The 17,204-nt window shown below is 40.0% G+C and carries 16 protein-coding genes; 1 reads left to right on the top strand and 15 read right to left on the bottom strand.

All coding sequences use genetic code 11. The features are described from left to right. Positions 1 to 273 precede the first annotated feature (273 nt). Entirely contained in the window at positions 274 to 2,067 is a 1,794-nt protein-coding gene (locus MTF67_RS17770; RefSeq protein ID WP_248520279.1) for a choice-of-anchor I family protein, read from the bottom strand. An 85-nt stretch (positions 2,068 to 2,152) separates the two neighbouring features. Beyond that, the gene (locus tag MTF67_RS17765) at positions 2,153 to 3,382 is read right to left on the bottom strand and encodes an acyltransferase family protein (RefSeq protein WP_248520278.1); all 1,230 of its coding nucleotides are present in this window, start codon (positions 3,380 to 3,382) and stop codon (positions 2,153 to 2,155) included. Between the two features lie 143 nt (positions 3,383 to 3,525). Here MTF67_RS17765 and MTF67_RS17760 point away from each other — a divergent pair, with 143 nt between their 5' ends. Then, complete coding sequence (locus MTF67_RS17760; RefSeq protein ID WP_248520277.1) at positions 3,526 to 4,368, top strand: LytTR family DNA-binding domain-containing protein; 843 nt, start codon at positions 3,526 to 3,528, stop codon at positions 4,366 to 4,368. A gap of 28 nt (positions 4,369 to 4,396) precedes the next feature. Here MTF67_RS17760 and glmU read toward each other — a convergent pair whose 3' ends face one another. From glmU to MTF67_RS17695, 13 genes are all read right to left on the bottom strand, one after another. Then, positions 4,397 to 5,755 (bottom strand): bifunctional UDP-N-acetylglucosamine diphosphorylase/glucosamine-1-phosphate N-acetyltransferase GlmU, encoded by a 1,359-nt coding sequence (gene glmU / locus MTF67_RS17755; RefSeq protein ID WP_248520276.1) that lies wholly within the window; start codon positions 5,753 to 5,755, stop codon positions 4,397 to 4,399. Between the two features lie 318 nt (positions 5,756 to 6,073). Further along, on the bottom strand, positions 6,074 to 8,209 hold the full coding sequence (locus MTF67_RS17750) for a winged helix-turn-helix domain-containing protein (protein ID WP_039038496.1): 2,136 nt from the start codon (positions 8,207 to 8,209) through the stop codon (positions 6,074 to 6,076). Positions 8,210 to 8,368: 159 nt separating this feature from the next. Continuing rightward, on the bottom strand, positions 8,369 to 8,791 hold the full coding sequence (locus MTF67_RS17745; RefSeq protein WP_006793948.1) for a F0F1 ATP synthase subunit epsilon: 423 nt from the start codon (positions 8,789 to 8,791) through the stop codon (positions 8,369 to 8,371). Positions 8,792 to 8,804: 13 nt separating this feature from the next. Next, a complete protein-coding gene (atpD, locus tag MTF67_RS17740) occupies positions 8,805 to 10,190 on the bottom strand; it encodes a F0F1 ATP synthase subunit beta (protein WP_006793949.1) in 1,386 nt (461 codons plus the stop codon). A gap of 33 nt (positions 10,191 to 10,223) precedes the next feature. Beyond that, on the bottom strand, positions 10,224 to 11,084 hold the full coding sequence (gene atpG / locus MTF67_RS17735; RefSeq protein WP_008130741.1) for a F0F1 ATP synthase subunit gamma: 861 nt from the start codon (positions 11,082 to 11,084) through the stop codon (positions 10,224 to 10,226). Positions 11,085 to 11,144: 60 nt separating this feature from the next. Next, a complete protein-coding gene (gene atpA, locus MTF67_RS17730; protein ID WP_006793951.1) occupies positions 11,145 to 12,686 on the bottom strand; it encodes a F0F1 ATP synthase subunit alpha in 1,542 nt (513 codons plus the stop codon). Positions 12,687 to 12,700: 14 nt separating this feature from the next. Beyond that, positions 12,701 to 13,234, bottom strand: coding sequence for a F0F1 ATP synthase subunit delta (atpH, locus tag MTF67_RS17725; protein WP_006793952.1), 534 nt, complete (start codon positions 13,232 to 13,234; stop codon positions 12,701 to 12,703). Between the two features lie 16 nt (positions 13,235 to 13,250). After that, positions 13,251 to 13,721, bottom strand: a complete 471-nt coding sequence (gene atpF, locus MTF67_RS17720) for a F0F1 ATP synthase subunit B (RefSeq protein WP_006793953.1) — start codon at positions 13,719 to 13,721, stop codon at positions 13,251 to 13,253. A 41-nt stretch (positions 13,722 to 13,762) separates the two neighbouring features. Beyond that, on the bottom strand, positions 13,763 to 14,005 hold the full coding sequence (gene atpE / locus MTF67_RS17715; protein ID WP_008112128.1) for a F0F1 ATP synthase subunit C: 243 nt from the start codon (positions 14,003 to 14,005) through the stop codon (positions 13,763 to 13,765). Positions 14,006 to 14,064: 59 nt separating this feature from the next. Further along, positions 14,065 to 14,922: a F0F1 ATP synthase subunit A gene (gene atpB, locus MTF67_RS17710; RefSeq protein ID WP_006793955.1), complete on the bottom strand. Its 858-nt coding sequence runs from the start codon at positions 14,920 to 14,922 to the stop codon at positions 14,065 to 14,067. 15 nt (positions 14,923 to 14,937) lie between these two features. Continuing rightward, on the bottom strand, positions 14,938 to 15,318 hold the full coding sequence (locus tag MTF67_RS17705; protein WP_006793956.1) for an ATP synthase subunit I: 381 nt from the start codon (positions 15,316 to 15,318) through the stop codon (positions 14,938 to 14,940). A gap of 142 nt (positions 15,319 to 15,460) precedes the next feature. Further along, positions 15,461 to 16,387, bottom strand: a complete 927-nt coding sequence (locus tag MTF67_RS17700; protein ID WP_248520275.1) for a ParB/RepB/Spo0J family partition protein — start codon at positions 16,385 to 16,387, stop codon at positions 15,461 to 15,463. 20 nt (positions 16,388 to 16,407) lie between these two features. Further along, complete coding sequence (locus tag MTF67_RS17695; protein ID WP_006793958.1) at positions 16,408 to 17,193, bottom strand: ParA family protein; 786 nt, start codon at positions 17,191 to 17,193, stop codon at positions 16,408 to 16,410. Between the last annotated feature and the right edge of the window lie 11 nt (positions 17,194 to 17,204).

The following is a 17,204-nucleotide window of genomic DNA, read 5'->3' as shown; positions in this document are numbered from 1 at the left end:
CACTTAACTCTCTGATTAACTCTTGCCTCGCTATGCGTTGGCGCCTGCCGTCTCAGTGGGGTCGCATTATAGGGATATTCGAGTGGGGGTCAACGTTTAATTCATGCTTTTTTGAATAAAAATACTTTTAGTACGAAAGGTATACAAATAAAGGGGTAGAGGGCGCTTTTAGCTTAAAAAACATGCATTTTTAATCTCTACTTAAATGCTAATACTCTATCAATATAAAAAGCGGAAAATAAAGCATGATATTTTCCGCTTTTTACAGAGTGGTTAATTAGCTGAAACTTCCCATACTGCGATAGAACCAGATATCTCATTACCTATGATAAGTAGCGGTTCGCCAGTTGCACTTTGTTCGCGTGGTATGAATGTCATTCCTTCTGGTGCTAGATCACCGGTAATTTCTGCACCAGCTATTAAACCTCGGTTATAAAAGTAGTCTTCAAACTGCACATCATATGGGTTAGTAATATCGTAAATCATGATCCCCCCCATACGCTCGAGTCCAATAAATGCAAAGGTGCGTTCGCCAATTGTACCTATAGTTAGCGCTTCGGGTTCTGCGCCTTTATCGTCTGAGCGTGTATCGCCTTTATTTTCATCTTCATTATTATTAAACGCCTCGCCATGAACTGATGCGGTAATACGGCCTATATCGTCTCCAGAATCAAACACCACCAGCCCATTGCTGTCCCAAATGGTAAACGAACGTGCGCCATAGGCATAAAGCGATTCGTATTGACCATCGTTATTATTATCACCTTTAACCGTTGTCACTTTTAAACGGCCGATGTCGTTATCGTCGTTATTTAAGTAATCAAAATTAGCAGCAAGCGTTAGGTCTTCGACGCGGCTTTCATCTATGTAAGCAAGACAACCATCGTCTTCATCGAAATCTATGCCGCCTTTGACTATGCAATCTGCTTCATCGGTTGTATCAAAAAAGTATTCGCGTGCATCACCTTCATTAGCCGACACTATAAAGTTTGCACCTTTCCAGCTAAAGCTTGAAATTGTGTCTGGCTGATACATGCCATATAAGCCAGGGTATGATTTAAAATTAACACCGCCGTCTTTATCTGATGCGTCTATTTGTAAGCTAGACCAGTCTTTAAAGCCTAACCCTTTTAACTCAAGAGAGTTATCTTCTAAATTAACGATGGCTAGTCCGTTATTTTCTTGAATCGATACGTAGGCATATTTGTTATCTTTAGAAATACTGACGTATTCTGGCTCTAAGTCCATTGCTACGGTGGTATTGATTAAATTACCATTTATGGTGCGCCCTGTTGGATTAGCAAATACCAGTCCGAGTGCTTCAAGTTCAGATTGCTTATCGTTGTATGCTGTAAAATCAATATTGGTAGCATTGTCGGCAATTACACCATCATTAACATTGATAATGCTGATAGAACCCTGTGGATCAATACTATAGTCTCCGTTAGGTTCCCCTTCGTTGGCAACAACTACTTTTGCTCCATCATGGCTAAATGTAACCATATCGGGTAAAAAACCAGCCGTTACATTTTTTATAAATATTGGTGTATCGCCGCTTATGTCGTAAAAGGCAATTTGACCTGCCTCTCCAACACTTTTAGCAGCCATTGCTACAGCAAGTAATTTGTTATTTTCATCTATTGCTATGCTGTTTGCGTCACCGGGGGTGTTGTCGTTTAAGGTAAGTGTAATTGCCGTACTTAAGTTTGTTGTATTTACAATGCCTTCATTGTCTTGCACTAGAGCAGCTGTATCGAATGTGTCGGCAGGAATAATATTTACAACCGCAGCATCCCCCGAGCTATTAATAGCGTAAATCCATTTTTTAGATGCTTGATAAGCAACTATTTCGGCAGCACCTTCAGGACTTTCCGCATTGAGTACTGCTCGTCCTATTAGGTTAATGGTTAAAGCCGAATTTGCATTAGTGCCGTTAATTCCATTTTCACCTGCTGTACCTTGCTCGCCTTGAGCTCCTTGTGCGCCATTTTGACCATCATCGCCATCTAATGAGCAACCAGTCAGCATAGATAAAAGTGAAAGCGCTATTATTGATTTTTTTAACATTGTTCTTTTCCTTAGTGTGGTATTGGGTAAATATCAACACAGAGGTATTACAAAGTTGTGGCACTTTTAATAAAGCTTTTTTACCTTAAAAAACCAGCTGATAGGCTAAAGGTAAAATAAGCAACATACCCAATACATAACCCATTTTTTTAAGCGCTTTCGAATAGTTGTTTTTAATTTTAAGACCTAGCAAGGGCCTAATGATATCAATGCGCATTACCACTAATGTAATAGCTGCGCACGCTCCCCAAGTACCCACTGTAATTAAAAATAACTCAACCACGGGGCCAAAACTAAAAGGTTGCAGCATAAAACATAAAATAATTAATACACTTTGATGCAATACATAAAAGGGAAACACCCAGCTATTTAGTGTGTTTAAGTAAGCTGCTTTAAAATTTAAAAAACGCTGCGCTAAGGTAAGCATGGTAAGTACACCAACTACTCTTTGAATATTGTATATTGCAGTCCACACATAGTTTGGCAAATCCAGTTCACTTTGATACGCCAAAGCAATACACACATACAATAGAGTAAAGCTTGTACACAATAACCAAAGGTATCGATTTAAACTTTTCCAAAAATAAGTGCTTTTAGCTAACAGGTACCCTGTAAATAAAAATATGAAGCCGCTTACTTCACGTACTGCATCACCCTTTAAATAATTATTAATAAGTAATATAGCTATCACTAATAAGCCTGTGAGTATTGGGAATGATAGGTTTACTTTAACCGTATTTAATAAAGAAGAAAAAATAGAAAGCTTTGCTACTAATGAGTATATAAAAACAATAAGCATGAACTGCCATAAAGAACGTAAATACCATAAATGATTTACATCAACATGCGGCCATACTCCAGATTGGTAATCAGCAAACATGCTATGACTGGTATCTAAAAACGCTAAATAAAACTGCCAGTACGTTATATCTATAACGCCTTGTTGATGCATTTCGGCATAAAGCTGAAAAGGCACAACTAACCATAACCCCACCAGCAGGGGGAGTAATATGAAAATAGAACGCTTTAAAACAAACAAGGTACGTAATTTATAGCCACTTACCTTATCAAGCATAAAACGAAGTGCTACCCCTGATATAAACCAAATTAGCAACATTCTCCAAGGGGAAAACAGCAACATAAAATACTCTACGTGTTCAGACGTATAATTACTTTTAAAATGAAACCCCCAATTTTGGCTATACAACATACCTATGTGATAAAAAATGAGAGTCGCAAATGCAATTACTCTCAACCAATCAATAAAGTAATGGCGAGAGTGTGCAGATTGTATTGCGTTTAATTGAGTACTCATACGTTAACCAATGTGTTTGTGATACCGGTAGTTAACTTAAAATAACTCGCAAAAACTATACATAAGTGCTTATATTACAAGCAATAGTGATAAAAGGTGGTATACAGGGATAACTGTCGCCTATAAATATAAAAGCACACATAATGAACCTTCAACACTTTCAACGTTTTCAAACTTTTTATGCCGCGTTACTTCTGTTTAGCTACGTTGTAATAAACAATACGGTTAATGCGACAACTCAAATAATGGAGGCACAAAGAGACGGCGCACTTCCTTTTTTAATATGGGAGCCGTTTGTATGGGAATATTCCAGTGCGTTTAGCACGTTACTTATATTTCCGGCTGTAGTATGGCTATTAAAAAAAATACCTTTTAATTGGCATAATATTGCGCTTTCGCTGTGTACTTACTTTGTAGCGTCTATTATTTTCAGCGTATTCCATATTAGTGTAATGGTTGGAGGACGGAAGCTCATTTATTGGTTGAACGAACTTCACTACAACTTTGGCCTCAGCTGGTTTGAATTTTTATATGAATACCAAAAAGATGCGATAAGCTTTTTATTCTTTATCACCCTTATTAAAGTTTATCAGTATATTGTTAAACAGTTGTTGGGAGAGGCTTCGTCTATTGATGAAGGTGCGCAACACAATACTGATACTATTAATCGCTTATTAGTTAAAAAGCGGGGTAAAGAATTTATTATAAAAATTGACGACGTGGATTGGCTAGAATCTTCAGGTAATTATGTAAACTTACACATTGGCACGTCCATTTACCCTTTAAGGGTGACGCTCACTGAATTAAGTAAACAACTAGAAGTGCAGGGCTTTTGTAGGATTCACCGAAGTCATGGCGTAAAGCTCGATAAAGTAGAATGTATTACACCACTCCCAAGCGGCGACAGCGAAATAAAACTAACTACAGGTAAAGTGCTCAACCTTTCAAGGCGTTATAAAGAGCAATTTAAACTTAAGCTGCAATAAAAAAGGCTACCTAAGTAGCCTTTAATTATTATTTTTTAACTGGTCGTTTCCAGCCAGTTAAATTACGTTGCTTTGAACGTGCTATTGCCAGTTGCTCGTCTTCAACAGTGCTAGTGATCACAGAGCCTGCCCCCACAGTTGCAGTAGAACCAATATTTACAGGAGCAACAAGTGATGAGTTAGAGCCAATAAAAGCGTTATCGCCAATAATGGTTTTTGCTTTATTAACACCATCGTAGTTACAAGTAATAGTGCCTGCGCCAATATTTACTTTTTCGCCAATTTCAGCATCACCTAAATAACTTAAGTGATTAGCTTTAGAGCCTTTACCTAAACGCGTTTTTTTCATCTCAACAAAGTTACCAATGTGAGAGTCTTCTTCCATTACCGCACCTGGGCGAAGGCGAGCATATGGTCCAAGCGTACATTTAGCCGCTACGCTTGCATCTTCAATAAGGGTATTCGCTTTTATTACAACGTTATCGCCTATGGTACAGTTTTTAAGTACACAGTTAGGACCTATTTGTACGTTATTACCAAGGGTTACATTACCCTCAAAAATAACGTTTATGTCAATTAATACATCTTCGCCTGTTTTAACGTTGCCACGTACATCAATACGGGCAGGGTCGGCTAGGGTGGCACCATTTAACATTAATTCTTCTGCTTGCCACGCTTGGTAAGCACGCTCTAACCCTGCTAGTTGTACGCGGTTGTTTGCGCCTTCAACTTCCATTGCATGATCTGGTTGAGCCGATGTAATTTCTACACCTTCACTGTGCGCCATTGCCACTATATCAGTGAGGTAGTATTCGCCTTGCGCATTATTGTTAGATAAGTTGCCTAACCAGGTTTTTAACAGTTTTCCGTTAACCGCCATAATACCGGTGTTTACTTCGCTAATTAGTAACTGTTCTGCACTTGCATCTTTTTGCTCAATAATGCCTACAAGCTTGCCATTTTCACGTAGCATACGACCGTAGCCATTTGGATTAACCAAGTTAACGGTTAATACCGCTAGCCCATTTTTTGGTGTTGCAGCTAATAAGCGCTCAAGTGTTGATTGTTTTGTTAAAGGAACATCGCCGTATAAAACCAATACAGTATCGTCATCGTTAATATGAGGGTTTGCTTGTGCTACTGCGTGGCCAGTACCAAGTTGCTCTGCTTGCAGTACCCAATTAACATCGTTATCGGCAAGTTGTTGTTGTAATAGTTCGCCGCCGTGTCCATAAACTAAATTAGTTGTGGTTGCACCCAGTGCCTTTGCGTTATCAATAACATGCTGCACCATAGGTTTACCTGCCACTTTATGCAGCACTTTTGGTAGAGCAGAGCGCATACGAGTACCTTTACCCGCAGCAAGAATTACAGTAGTTAGAGCCATTAAAACAATTTCCTTTTTCCGTTGTTTTAGTTAACAAGTCTGTTTATGCAGAAGATTACGTAAGTCACGCCCTGTGCAAATACTCAGTAAACTAATTTGCTAGTACTGAATCTTGGCTGAAAAACACACTTAATTGAATAGCGTTATTGTAGCGGGGATTGGTGAAGGATATAAGTGAAAATTATAATTACAGTAAAGTACCTTGTAGGGTGCTCGTTTTCATTTAACGAATTCATCGTCTTTAAGTATATTGTTTGCCATATGCTTACCAACTAATGGAAAGTTACCAGTGGGTATATCACTTTACACGTATTCGAATTAATCGCTTTTCTCTAGTGACAACCTCACAAGTTCATTATTTCCTAACTCTACAATTTCTAATGATAGAATGTTATCTGAACTAGAGAATTCTATGTCACGAACAAATTTTTTAACTTTTCCGACCTTAAATACTTCTTTAGGGGATGTATCAGTGCTTTCAGAAAAATCATATTCGTAAACCTCTTTACCAGTCGAGTGGTAAATTTTATTTTGACTTGTAGATAAAGAGTGTTTATAAACCGATGGATTTACTTTAAAGCCTTTTGTTTGTTCCCCAGTTGATAAGTCGAAAAATATCAACATATCTAAATTATTCAAAAAAATAAGTTTGTTATTTCGTAACTGACCAAACCACACTGCATTTTTAACTGGTAATAATATGCTTTTAGAGTTGCTCCTATTAAAAATATAAGAGCGAGTACTTGCACCAGACTCATCTTGCACAATGTAACCAATGTTTTTATCTAGTAAATAACTAGCTGATATAAAATTCCCTTCGGGATTAATAACCTCTTTAACGGATAATTTTTCATAGTTGAGTATTTCTATTTCACTTTCATTAACGCCAAAGGCTTCTTGTGAGTCGGGAGATATTTTAAAGTCTCGATAGCTAAAGCTGACTTTTTTTGACTTGACCTTCCCGTCTTTGAATACGGTATTTAATTTAATTGATTCCCCATCATTACTTAAAAATACAAAGTTTTCTCCAACAAAACTTGCAAACCGGCTATCAAATTTAGATGCTAGTTCGATGTTTTGAGAAGTCAAATCAAGTTTGTATATATTATGAGAAAAAGGGTATATCAGCCCTAAAATACTTTTATTATCAATAGGGTAGGTAAGTGAGTATCGGCTGTCACTATCTACTTTTATTTTACTTTCTATACGGTTATTTTTTAACGAATATTGGTAAAAGATCTCTTCGTTATTGTCATACCATAACAATGAATCAGTTTCTTTTTGATAGTTAATTAACCATATTCTATTTTTAGCCTCGTGTAGCTTAACCTGTGCACCACCTTCTAAATCAGTCATGTACAGTTCACTAGAATTAAATTGATGCCTCTCAAATATAATTTTATTTTTGTTTTTAATATAGTATAGAAACTTATCACCATACGAATTCAGGTTTGGTGAACTTATTTGAAACTCGTCACCAGTGCTTAAATTAAGATTAACAAGCGCCGATAATTCAGAGCGATTTCTGTAACCATATTTTGAATATATATAAGAGTTGTTACCTAAACTTACAACGTTCATTAGATTTGAGGGCTTACATTCAAATAAAAATTTACTAGCCGCATTACTTGCTAAGCCAACTTCCCATAATTCACATTTACCCTCACCCTCTATGCTATAAATTGCACGCTCACTATCAATTGACCAACCTGCTGAGAAAACATTAGCGTTAGCTTCTGAGATTTTTCTCTCTTGCCCTGTATGTAGGTTTTTTAATAAAAGCGCTGAATATGATTGATCTTCTTCAATAAATGAAAGTGCGACAGTCGAATTATCAGGAGAAAGTATCAATCGACTATACACCCCTTGTAGCCAAGAGAGCGTTTCTTCGTTAAATTTTTTCTCTACGATATTTGGGCTTTTTGTCTCAACCTTCAGTAACGTATCATTTCCAACCTCATTATCTAGACTAGATAAACTTTGAAACATGTAAATACTAATAAAAGCACCTAAAACTAATATTGTTATTAGTGCGATTAGCTTTTTTTGTTTTTTATTAGGTGTTTCTTTTAATGCGTTAACTTGGCTAAATGACGAAGTACCTTTTTCATGATGTATGATCTCTGGTTCTAAGAAAAAGCTATACCCTTTTCTGTAATGTGTTTTTACCACTAAGCCGCGTTGTTTATCTGATTTAAGGGCTTTTCTCAGTTCTGAAATAGCTCTGTTAATGGCGTTATCGTCAACATAATGTTGACACCATACGTCGTCAATTAGGTCTTGACGGGTAATTATCGACTCTTTATTAAGAATGAGGTAACTAAGAATTTTAAACAGTAGCGGCTCCAATTCCCTTTCAATTACACCATCATTAATAGTTTGCTGTTTGGGGTTTAAACGCCATGCTCCAAACTTTATTTCTACTATTGATTCTGAAAAAGTTGACGGTTTCATTGGGAGGTCACTACGTCCTTATAGCTAATAATTTGATAGGATTTAATTATTAAAACTAACTACTTAATGTTGTTTATATTATCAGCAAAGCTAGATAGAATCATCTATCAAGCACAAAAAAGCCCACTTTAAAGTGGGCTTTTTATAAACCAGATAGGCTTACTTTTTACGTAATTGCTGAATAACACGTAGTTGTGCTACCGCTTCAGCTAGCTGCATTGCCGCTTGATTGTAATCAAGCTCTGACGATGCACCTTTTGCCATTTGCGCTTCAGCGTCACGTTTAGCTTGCTCTGCAGCTTGTTCGTCTAGGTCTTCACCACGAACGGCTGTGTCTGCAAGTACGGTCACTATGTTCGGTTGAACTTCTAGTGTACCGCCAGCAATATAGATGAGTTCTTCTTCACCAAATTGCTTAACTAAACGCACCATACCAGGTTTAAGGGCAGTTAGTAGTGGCGCGTGACCGGCATTAACACCAAGCTCACCTTCACTACCAGATACTTGAATCGATTCAACCAAACCAGAAAACAAGTTCTGCTCTGCGCTTACTACGTCAAGATGTACAGTCATAGCTGCCATACTACCCTCCTAATTACATGCTTTTGGCTTTTTCTTGAGCTTCTTCGATAGAGCCAACCATGTAGAACGCTTGCTCTGGAAGGTCATCAAACTCACCGTTTAAAATGCCTTTGAAGCCAGCAATTGTGTCTTTAAGTGAAACGTATTTACCTGACGCACCTGTAAATACCTCTGCCACGAAGAACGGCTGAGATAGGAAACGTTGGATTTTACGTGCACGAGATACAAGTTGCTTATCTTCGTCAGAAAGCTCGTCCATACCTAGGATTGCGATGATGTCTTTAAGTTCTTTGTAACGCTGAAGAACTGTTTGAACGCCACGCGCTGTATCGTAGTGCTCTTGACCAATTACTAATGGGTCAAGTTGACGTGAAGATGAATCAAGTGGATCTACCGCTGGGTAAATACCAAGTGATGCGATATCACGTGAAAGTACTACTGTTGCATCTAAGTGAGCAAACGTTGTTGCTGGAGATGGATCCGTTAAATCATCCGCAGGTACGTATACCGCTTGGATTGATGTGATTGAACCCGTCTTAGTAGATGCAATACGCTCTTGAAGTACACCCATTTCTTCAGCTAGTGTAGGCTGGTAACCTACCGCTGATGGCATACGACCAAGTAGTGCTGATACTTCTGTACCCGCAAGTGTGTAACGGTAGATGTTATCTACGAAGAAAAGTACGTCGCGACCTTCGTCACGGAACTTTTCAGCCATAGTAAGACCTGTTAACGCTACGCGTAAACGGTTACCTGGAGGCTCGTTCATCTGACCGTATACAAGCGATACTTTATCAAGTACGTTTGAATCGTTCATTTCATGGTAGAAATCGTTACCCTCACGAGTACGCTCACCAACACCTGCGAATACTGAGTAGCCGCTGTGCTCGATTGCGATGTTACGGATAAGTTCCATCATGTTTACGGTTTTACCAACACCGGCACCACCGAATAAACCAACTTTACCACCTTTAGCAAACGGACATACAAGGTCGATTACCTTGATACCTGTTTCTAAAAGTTCTACTGAACTTGATTGCTCTTCGTATGAAGGCGCTGCACGGTGAATAGACATACGGTCTTCTTCGCCGATTGGGCCAGCTTCATCGATTGGCTCACCAAGTACGTTCATGATACGACCAAGTGTTGCTTTACCAACTGGAACTTGAATCGCTTCACCTGTGTTTGATACTGCTGCACCACGACGTAAACCGTCTGTAGTACCTAGTGCGATAGTACGTACCACACCGCCACCTAGCTGCTGTTGAACTTCTAGAGTCAAACCAGCTAAATCGCCATCTGTTACTTTTAGCGCGTCATATACGGCTGGCACGTTGTCTTGTGAAAACTCAATATCCACAACGGCACCGATAATTTGGACGACCTTACCTAAACTCATGTCTATTCCTCTCGTTAATCTTTGCCTGAAGCATTAAACTGCGGCTGAACCAGAAACAATCTCACTAATTTCTTGTGTGATTGCCGCTTGGCGGGCCTTGTTGTAAACAAGCTGTAACTCATCCATAAGGTCGCCAGCGTTATCAGTTGCGGCTTTCATCGCAACCATACGGGCAGCCTGTTCAGAGGCAGCGTTCTCAACCACACCTTGGTATACCTGAGATTCTACAAAGCGAACTAACAAAGACTCTAAAATAGCGTCTGGGCTAGGTTCGTATAAGTAGTCCCATGTGTGGGCAGATACTTCTTCTTCAGCTTTTGGCAAAGGGAGTAACTGATCTATTGTTGGCTCTTGCTTCATGGTATTAACGAAGTTGTTATATACCAGGAATAAACGGTCAATTTTACCTTCAGAGAATGCATCAAGCATTACTTTTACAGGACCAATAACGTCTTGTACTGAAGGTTTATCTCCTAGGCCTGCTTTTTTAGCAAGCACTTGACCACCAAAGCGTTGAAAGAAACCAGCAGCTTTGCTGCCTAAAGTTGCAAACTCTGCGTCTACACCTTTTTCTTTCCATGCTTTTATGTCTAATGCAACTTTCTTAAACTCGTTTGAGTTTAAGCCGCCACATAGACCACGGTCAGTAGAGATAACAATATAACCAACTCGTTTTACTTCACGTTCTTCTAAGAACGGGTGAGTAAAATCAAGATTTGCTTGAGCAACACGACCAATCACTTTGCGTAATTTGTCAGCGTATGGACGGCTTGAAGCCACTCGTTCTTGCGCCTTTTTCATTTTAGACGCAGCAACCATTTCCATTGCGCTAGTGATCTTTTGAGTATTTTTAATACTCCCGATCTTGCTTTTAATCTCTTTTCCGCTGGCCATGACTCTCTCTCCGAATCAAGGTGTGCTTTAGTAAACTAAAGCGCACCATTAATAACTAAATTACCAAGTTTGCGTAGACTTGAACTTCTCTAGAAGTTCTTTAAGTTGCGCTTCGATCTCGGCGTTGTAGTTACCAGTTTCATTGATTTGAGCCACAAGCTCTGCGTATGTGCTACTTGCGTAAGAAAGTAAAGCTGCTTCGAAATCCATGATTTTAGCGATTTCGATATCTTTAAGATAACCTTTCTCAGCTGCAAATAACGACAAAGACATTTCAGCAACAGACATTGGCGCGTACTGTTTCTGCTTCATTAGCTCTGTTACACGCTCACCATGCTCAAGTTGAGCACGTGTAGCATCGTCAAGGTCAGACGCGAACTGCGAGAACGCAGCTAATTCACGGTACTGAGCTAGGGCTAGACGGATACCGCCACCTAGTTTCTTAACGATTTTAGTTTGTGCAGCACCACCAACACGCGATACCGAGATACCAGCATTTACTGCCGGACGGATACCTGAGTTGAATAAGTCAGTTTCTAAGAAGATCTGACCATCGGTGATAGAGATAACGTTAGTCGGTACGAACGCAGAAACGTCGCCGCCTTGAGTTTCAATGATTGGCAATGCCGTCAATGAACCAGTTTGTCCTTTCACTTCACCGTTAGTGAACTTTTCAACGTAATCAGCGTTTACACGCGATGCACGCTCTAAAAGACGCGAGTGAAGGTAGAATACGTCACCTGGGTATGCTTCACGACCTGGTGGACGCTTAAGTAGCAATGAGATTTGACGGTAAGCAACAGCTTGCTTAGATAAATCATCATATACGATTAATGCGTTTTCACCACGGTCACGGAAGTATTCACCCATAGTACAGCCCGAGAACGGTGCTAAGTACTGAAGTGCCGCAGACTCAGAAGCAGATGCTACAACTACGATAGTATTTGCAAGTGCACCGTGCTCTTCTAATTTACGTACTACGTTAGCAATAGTAGATGCTTTTTGACCAACCGCTACGTACACACACTTAACGCCTGTGTCTTTTTGGTTGATGATCGCATCGATTGCTAGTGCAGTTTTACCTGTTTGGCGGTCACCGATTACTAGCTCACGCTGACCACGACCAACTGGAATCATCGCATCAATAGATTTGTAACCAGTTTGTACTGGCTCATCTACAGATTGACGCTCGATTACACCTGGTGCAATTTTTTCTACAGGTTCAAACCCGTCGTTGTCTAAAGCGCCTTTACCATCGATAGGAGCACCTAGCGTGTTTACAACACGACCAAGTAAGCCAGCACCAACAGGAACTTCTAAGATACGACCAGTTGTATATACTTTTACGCCTTCAGTAAGGTCAGCGTATGGACCCATTACTACTGCACCAATTGAGTCGCGCTCAAGGTTTAGTGCGATAGCATAACGGTTGCCAGGAAGCTCAATCATCTCACCTTGCATACAGTCAGCTAGACCGTGGATGCGGATGATACCGTCAGTAACAGATACAATTGTACCTTCGTTACGAGCTTCACTTACAACTTCGAACTTCTCAATACGTTGTTTGATTAGTTCTGAAATTTCAGTGGAATTAAGTTGCATGCTCTTTTTCCCAATTACGATTGTAGTGTTGTGGCTAAGCGGTTTAATTTTCCGCGTACAGAGCCGTCGATTACAGTGTCGCCTGCCTTAATAATAAGGCCGCCAACTACTGACGCGTCTTCACTACAATTCAGCTTAACTTTGCGTGCGAAACGTTTTTCAAGTGTCGCTACCAATGACTCTTGCTGCGCTGCAGTAAGAGGGGTTGCCGAAATCACGTCTACATCGATTTCTTTGTCATACTCTGCTTTAAACGCAGCGAATAACTGTGCAACCTCAGGCAGTGCAATCAAACGTCCATTTTCAGCCATCACCTTCACTAGGTTCTGACCTTGTTCGTTGAGCTGCTCTGCGCATAAGTTAATAAATAACTCAGCTTGTGCAGAAGCAGTAGGCAATCCAGCTAAAATGGCTGATGCTTGCTCGTCGCTGGCAACGTGGCCAGCGAAAAACAACATGTCATTCCAGCTTTCAATAGCGCCTTTTTCAACGGCAAGTTCAAAAGCCGCTTTAGCGTATGGGCGAGCGATAGTAGTCAATTCAGACATGCTCATACCCTCCTAATTACAGCTCAGCGACAAGTTTTTCAACGATGTCACTATGTGCGGCTTGATTGATTTCACGCTCTAAAATTCTCTCTGCGCCAACCACAGCCAGTGTTGCTACTTGCTTACGTAGCTCTTCTGTCACACGGTTACGCTCTGATTCAATTTCAGAGTGCCCTTGAGCAATAATTTTTTCACGCTCTTCTTGTCCACGAACTGTTTCTTCGTCAACAATTAGCACGGCACGCTTTTTAGCTTGATCAATGATATCAGCCGCTTGAGCTTTTGCATCTTTAAGCTGTTCTGCAGCTTTTTGTTGCGCAAGTTCTAAGTCTTTTTCGGCTCTATCAGAGGCAGCTAAACCATCTTCGATTTTCTTCTGGCGAGCTTCAATTGCACCGTTTAGTGGTGGCCATACGAACTTCATACAAAAAAGTACGAACACCGTAAACGCAATTAATTCACCGATAAGAGTGGCGTTTAAGTTCACAACCGCTCCTCCTTAAATAGTAAGCTGTTCAAAAAATAAAATTAAAGTACGAACAACAATACCATCGCGATACCAACACCAATCATTGCTACAGCATCGATTAGACCAGCAAGGATAAACATTTTAACTTGTAGCGATGGTGCAAGCTCAGGTTGACGCGCACATGCTTCAAGGAATTTACCGCCCATGTTACCAAAACCGATTGCTGTACCGATTGCACCGAAGCCAATTAGTAGTGCAACTGCGATGTATTTTAAGCCGTTTAAAAGTTCTAAAGCTTCCATTTATTTCTCCAAAGTTTCAATTGTATATTAAAGTTAAAGTAAAATTGTAAATCTAGTAATTAGTGATTATCTGAACTTGCCATGCTTAGGTATACGATTGTTAGCATCATGAATACGAATGCTTGCAATACGATTACTAAGATATGGAATACAGCCCAAACAAAGTGCAACGGTAGTTGCATTAAGCCAATCGCACCTATAAGGATGAAGATTAGTTCACCTGCATATAAGTTACCGAACAAACGCAGCGCCAGTGAAAACGGCTTAGAAACCAATGCGATAAGCTCTAGTAATAGATTGAATGGGATTAAAAGAATCTGCATAGCTGTATTGTTTGAACTAAACGGGTGAAGTGTTAGCTCTTTAATAAAACCGCCGATACCTTTAATTTTAATTGAGTAACCAATCATTAATATAAACACGCCTAGCGCTAGCGCTGCTGTTAAGTTTATATCTGTTGTTGGTACAATTTTCATGTATACGTCGTGTGAGTCCATGCCAAAGGCTTGCTCACCTACTAAACCAGCAAATGCAGGTAAGAAGTCAACTGGGATTAAATCCATTAAGTTCATTAAGAATATCCAAACGAATATCGTTAATGCTAATGGTGCAATCAGCTTGCTTTTACCATGGAAAGTATCACGTACGTTGTCGCCAACGAACTCAACTATCATTTCAATGAAACACTGAAATTTACCTGGTACGCCCAATGTTGATTTTTTAGCGGCACTACGGAAGATCCATAAAAAGATAAGACCTAGTCCGATTGACCATGCGAGGGTATCTACATGCCATGTCCAAAAACCACTGTCCGTACATGCTTTATTGAAGGCTAGACCGGCGTCGGTCGAGCACATCTTAGCATTGGTTAAGTGGTGCTGGATATGGCTAGATAGAGTAACTTCTTCTGCAGCCATGTTATATCCCAAAAGTTAATGTTTAAAAAAAACGGGTGCAAACAATCCAGTGAATAAAGCCAGTACATAGATACTAAAAAAGGGCAGCAAAACTACCGGAAAATGCTTTAGTACTAGCGCAAACAATATGATTGTCAGCATAAACTTTAGTGCGTTACCGCGTTTTAACGCGTTATACGCTTGTTCTGCACGACTCGCCCCCATAAATCGGAATGCGTAAAGTGCAAAAACACAGTGAGGAAGTATCGCAACTGCACCACCAGCTAACGCTGACAGACTGGCTTCAACTCCCAAACCAATAAAAATAATTACGGCAGCAAATAATGCTACAACACCCTGAAGACAAATTAGTTTAAATGCGGCAAGCCTATACGGACTTGCTAACTTATTATTCACTTTTTGTTAACCTTAATGGCGTTCAAATCGTTAGGGTGTGAAAACTGGCGAAATTATACTGTATCCTGCCAGTTTTGCAACTTGAGTAGAGTGTTTGTAACACAAATTTGCTACAAATGTCTCTTTTTAGACATGTAATAGATCAATGGTGGGTATTGTCGTGATTAATACGATTCAAAATGCCGTCAAGCTCGTCTAAATTAGTATATGAAATAACCAATTTACCTTTGCCTTTTTTGTTGTAGTTTATCTCTACTTTAGCACCTAGGTTTTCAGCTAATTGTTGTTCTAACTGTTTAACATCTGGGTCTTTTTGGTGTTCTTGCTTGGCGGGTGCAGGTTCTAAAATTGCACGCACTAGCTTTTCAGTTTCTCTTACTGTTAGTCCCTTTGCAACGGCGGTTCGTGCTGCGTCAGACTGTGCTTCGCCTTCAAGTGCTAGTAAGCAACGCGCATGGCCCATTTCTATGTCACCATGTTCTAACAGAATTTTTACATCACTATTTAAATTATTTAAACGTAATAAGTTTGTTACGGTGGTTCTTGATTTACCAACTGCATCAGCCACTTGCTGATGTGTTAATTCAAACTCATTTAATAAACGATTAAGCGCAACCGCTTCTTCCATTGCATTTAAATCTTCACGCTGAATATTTTCAATCAGTGCTATAGCAACGGCGGCTTCATCGGGTACATCTTTAATAATACATGGAACTGCGTCTAGTTTTGCAATTTGCGCTGCGCGCCAACGACGTTCACCAGCGATAATTTCATAGCTATTGTGGGCAATAGGGCGCACAACGATAGGTTGAATAATTCCTTGTGAGCGAATAGAGCTGGCGAGTTCTTCGAGTGCCTCTTCAGACATGTCTTTACGAGGTTGGTACTTGCCTGAATGCAAAAACTCAATAGGCAATGTTTGTAACGGGTTATCTGTAGCACTAACTGTGCTTTTGACAACCTCTGTTACGTTTTGTGTGTCTTGTTCCTTGCTGGCGCTCGGTGCAGGCTTAGACGAACTTAAAAGTGCATCGAGTCCTCGGCCTAAACCTCGTTTTTTAGCAGACATGTTATTTTTTTACCTCAAAGTTAGGCGACAACGGACGCTGTTTTTTCTTTTCTGCGCAGCATTTCACCGGCAAGTGCCAAATACGCTTTTGCGCCACTTGATGCTCTGTCGTAGTACATAGCAGGTGCGCCAAAACTTGGCGCCTCAGCTAGACGAACATTTCGTGGGATCACAGTGCGATACACTTTATCACCAAAATGTTGTTTTAATTGTTCTGAAACGTCGTTTGCTAGGCGGTTACGCGGATCGTACATAGTGCGTAATATGCCTTCAATTTTTAATTCAGGATTTACTAATTTAGCCAATTGCGTAATGGTATCCATTAATGCTGTTAGGCCTTCCAGTGCATAATATTCACATTGCATTGGTACTAAAATAGAATCTGCAGCGGCCATAGCATTAACAGTTAACATGTTTAATGAAGGCGGGCAGTCTATAAATATAAACTCGTATTGGTCCTGAATTTTTTCAAGTGCATTACGAAGACGCACTTCACGGGCAAATAATTCCATTAGTTTAACTTCGGCAGCGGTTACGTCTCCGTTTGCTGCAATCATATGGTATTCGCCAGATGTTTCTTTAATGATCACGTCTTCAATGGGCTTATCTTCAATAAGTAGGTCGTAAATAGTGGGCACGTCGCCATATTTATCTACACCACTGCCCATAGTGGCATTACCTTGCGGGTCGAGATCAATTAACAGCACTTTACGCTTCGTTGCGGCCATAGACGCAGCGAGATTAACAGCGGTCGTAGTTTTACCTACACCCCCTTTTTGATTTGCTAATGCGATGACTTTTGCCACAGTGTCTCTGA

Origin of the sequence: Pseudoalteromonas sp. 2CM32C (genome assembly GCF_023161925.1) — a bacterium.
In the GTDB taxonomy this organism is placed as follows: Bacteria; Pseudomonadota; Gammaproteobacteria; order Enterobacterales; family Alteromonadaceae; genus Pseudoalteromonas; species Pseudoalteromonas marina.
This window is presented reverse-complemented; position numbering and strand designations above follow the sequence as displayed.